This window comes from Ramlibacter sp., from assembly GCF_035706265.1.
GTDB lineage: Bacteria > Pseudomonadota > Gammaproteobacteria > Burkholderiales > Burkholderiaceae_C > Ramlibacter.
Genome location: NZ_DASSVG010000692.1, coordinates 1 through 3,654, shown reverse-complemented (window position 1 = coordinate 3,654; position 3,654 = coordinate 1). Strand labels below are relative to the sequence as shown.

Annotated in this window: 4 protein-coding genes and 1 pseudogene; all 5 read right to left on the bottom strand. The window is 73.0% G+C overall.

From position 1 onward, the window contains the following. A pseudogene (locus tag VFM98_RS24870) lies at positions 1-225 on the bottom strand (hypothetical protein); the annotation flags it as partial. A gap of 222 nt (positions 226-447) precedes the next feature. After that, positions 448-1,089 carry a class I SAM-dependent methyltransferase gene (locus tag VFM98_RS24865; protein WP_325112572.1) on the bottom strand — a complete coding sequence of 214 codons (642 nt, stop codon included), beginning with the start codon at positions 1,087-1,089 and terminating at the stop codon, positions 448-450. Between the two features lie 34 nt (positions 1,090-1,123). Continuing rightward, positions 1,124-1,561 carry a universal stress protein gene (locus VFM98_RS24860; protein WP_325112571.1) on the bottom strand — a complete coding sequence of 146 codons (438 nt, stop codon included), beginning with the start codon at positions 1,559-1,561 and terminating at the stop codon, positions 1,124-1,126. Positions 1,562-1,671: 110 nt separating this feature from the next. Then, the gene (locus VFM98_RS24855; protein WP_325112570.1) at positions 1,672-3,126 is read right to left on the bottom strand and encodes a cobyric acid synthase; all 1,455 of its coding nucleotides are present in this window, start codon (positions 3,124-3,126) and stop codon (positions 1,672-1,674) included. Continuing rightward, the coding region (locus VFM98_RS24850) for an ABC transporter ATP-binding protein (RefSeq protein WP_325112569.1) at positions 3,123-3,654 on the bottom strand (532 nt) is incomplete at its 5' end. The genes VFM98_RS24850 and VFM98_RS24855, both read right to left, overlap by 4 nt.

The window sequence follows — 3,654 nt, the reverse complement described above, 5'->3', positions numbered from 1 at the left end:
GCCGCCGCGGGCGCCCGCCCCCGGCCCGCGCTGCATCGACGCGGTCTGCTCGGGCCGCGTCAGGTCCCAGGCCAGCCAGGCGAGCCCCGCCGCCACCACCAGCGCGATCGCGGTGCCGACGATGGAGGCACGGCGGCTCAGCTTGCGCCGCGGCGGCTGCGCGGCCTGCGGCGGCAGCGCGCTGTCTTCGGGCGAGCTCGCCGGGGAAGGGGGCGGTGTAGGCATCGGGATCCTTGTAGTTCTGGCACGCGGGCAAGTTCAGCCGGGGCTGAGCGTGCTTGCACCTGCCTCAGCCGCGCGACAGTGCCCGTCGCATGTGCGTGTAGGCGCGATTCTGCTGTGCTTTACCGTTGCGCGCAGCACAAAGCATGCGTGCGCTGCGTTTCGCCGGCGTGTGACTTCTGTTGCGGGTGGGTGAAGTTTGTCGCGCTGGCGATTGTCGGGTGCCTACACCCGGCCGGAAGCGATGTAGAAGCCGCCCGGCAGCGGCGAGCGCACCCGCAGGTCGTGCAGGCGCGCGGCCAGCAGGCGCCAGGGCTGCTCCAGCCCGGCGAGGCAGGTCACGGAATAGAGCGCCGCGCCCAGCACGAACAGGTTGACCGGCACGCACCACGCCGGCGCCCACTGCAGGCCGGCCGCCACCACGTGCGCCCCCGGGCGCAGGTGGGCGAGGACGTGCGCCAGCGCCGCCTCGTCCTGCAGCACGTCGTGGGTGAAATGGAACAGCGCCGCATCGGCGCGGCCCTGCAGCGGCGCCTGGGCCGCCGACGCTTCCAGCAGGGTGATGCCGTTCCAGCGGTGCCGCGCGATGCGCCGGCGTGCCAGGGCCAGCATTTCCGGGCACGGATCGATGCCCACGATGCGGCCCGCGGGGCCGATCCGCTCCTTCAGCAGCCCGAAGCTCAGGCCCGTGCCGCAGCCGACATCGAGCACCGTGGATCCGGGCTGAACTTCCAGGCTCGCGATGGCGGCGCGCCGGATCGGCTCGAACGCGGCCAGTTCCAGGTCGTAGTGGCCGGCGCGCCGCCGGTACTGCGCCTGCGCCAGCGATGGATCGGGCCGCCGGCCGCGGCCGGAGGGAAGTTGCATGACACCGGTGGCCAAGGAGTCCCGTGCGGCAGGACTAGTGGATGATGACGACCAGCACGCTGCAGGGTGCGTGTTCGATCAGCGCCCCGGAGATGGAGCCGCGCCACCAGCGCGCCGCCCAGCTGTCCAGGTGCTTGTGGCCCACGACGATCAGGTCCGCGCCCATCCTGCGGGCGTACTTGCAGATCTCGTCGATCGCCTCGCCGGTGACGACTTCGCCGCGCGCGGAGAAGCCCGCCTCGCTCAGGCGGCGCAGGCCGTCGTCCAGCACGCCGCGGTATTTCCTCTTCTCGCGTTCCTCGAGTTCGACGTCGTAGACGCCGCCCTCGAGGCCGACGAAGCTCATGGCCGAAGGCATCACGGCGACGAGGTGCAGCTCCGACTGCGACCACTGCGCGAGTTCGCGGCATTCCAGCAGCGCCTTCTGGCCCGCGTCGGAGCCGTCGTAAGCGAGCAGGATCTTCTTGTACATGTGGCAACGCCCCCAAAGACGCGCCGGGCCCCATGCCCAGGCTGCACCTAGTATGGACCGCAATGTCGGGGTTGGATACCCCGCCGGATTACGGCGTTTCCCCTAGAACTTCAGCAGGCGACGAGCGAGGGCAGCACGCCCGCGGCGAAGTGCGCCTCGATGACATCGGCCAGCCGGTCGAACACGGTGGCGAGCGTCGGCGCCGTGGCGCCGAACAGCGCCTGCAGCACGCCCGCATCCTCGAACAGGCCATGCAGGTAGATCCCGAGCACGTTGCCCTGCGCGTTGGTCCAACCGAGTCCGTCCGGCAGCGCGATGCGGCCGGCGGCCATGCCGGCGTGCTGCGCGGTATGGCCGGTGTGGATCTCGTAGCCCTGCACGCGCAGGCCCGAGAGCGCCGACCACGCGCCCCCCAGCGCCTCGAACGTGACGCCGGTGCGGCGCACCGTCTTGGCGGCGGCGAACTGCGTCACCAGCGGCAGCAAGCCGAGGCCGGGGCCGTTGCCCGCGAGTTCGTGCGGATCCACCAGCGCCTCGCCCAGCACCTGCAGCCCGCCGCAGATCCCCAGCACCGGCCGGCCCGCGTTCGCGTGATCGACCACGGCGCGTGCCAGGCCCTGCGTTCGCAGCCACTGCAGGTCGGCCGCGGTGTTCTTCGAGCCGGGCAGGATCACCCAGTCGGCATCGGCCAGTTCGGCCGGCGTGCGGGCCCAGCGCAGGCGCAGGCCGGGAACGTTGGCGAGCGGCTGGAATTCGTCCAGGTTGCTGATGCGCGGCCACGCCACCACCGCGACGCGCAGGCGCACCGGGCCGGGCGCCGCGCGGCGCTCGTCGAACAGGCCGTCCTCCTCCGGCAATCCGTGCTGCCACACCATCGGCAGCGTGGCGGCGGTCGGCACGCCGGTGAGGCCTTCGAGCTGCGCCGGCCCCGGCTGCAGCAAGGCCGCATCGCCGCGGAAGCGATTGAGCACGAAGCCGCGCAGCAGCGCGCGCTGCTCGGGCGGCAGAAGCGCCCAGGTGCCGTACAGGTGGGCGAAGGCGCCGCCGCGGTCGATGTCGGCCACCAGCAGGCAGGCGGCCTGTGCATGGGCGGCCACGCGCAGATTCGCGATGTCGCTCTCCTGCAGGTTGATCTCCGCTGGCGAGCCCGCGCCTTCGATGACGACGACGTCGTGCTCCTCGCGCAAAGCATCGAGCGCGTCGCGCACCACGGGCCACAGCAGCGGGCCGCGTTCGCGCCAGGGCATGGCCGTGAGCTGCGGGTGCACGTCCCCCAGCAGCACGAGCTGGCTGTGGTCGTCGCGCTCGGGCTTGAGCAGCACCGGGTTCATGCGCACCTCGGGCACGGCGCGTGCGGCCAGGGCCTGGAAGTACTGGGCGCTGCCGATCTCGCCGAGCCCGCCTGCCGGCGTGGCGACCACGCGGGCGTTGTTGCTCATGTTCTGGGCCTTGAAGGGCGCGACGCGCAGGCCCTGGCGCGCGTACCAGCGGCACAGCGCCGTGGCGAGCCAGCTCTTGCCGGCGCCGCTGCTGGTGCCCAGCACCATCACGCAGCGAGCGGTCATGCCCTCTCCTCCACCGGCAGCGCCACCCAGCGGCCCGCCACCGCATGCACCTGCAGCCGCTGTGCGAACACCGCCTCCAGCGCACGGTGCGTGGCCGCATCGGCCGCGGCGCCGTGGTGGGCGACGCGCCCGGCCTCCAGCAGCACGAGGTCGTCGGCCTGCAGCGCCAGGCCGATCTCGTGCAGAACGCTCACCGCCGTGCCGCCCCGCGCCACGTGGCGGCGCACGATCGCGAGCCAGTCGGCCTGGTGCGGCGGGTCCAGGTGCGACAGCGGTTCGTCCATCAGCAGGATCGGCGCCTGCACCGCCAGCGCGCGGGCCAGCAGCACGCGCTGGCGCTCGCCGCCCGACAGGCTGCCCAGCGCGCGCTCGCGCCATTCCCAGCACTGCGTCTCCTCCATCGCTGCGCGCACCGCGGCGGCGTCGGCGACGCTGGCGCCGCCCAGCCAGTCCTGGTGCGGCAGGCGCCCGAGCATCACCACGTCGTGGGCCAGCAGGTCCTCGGCGCCCGGCTCGCCCTGCCCCAGC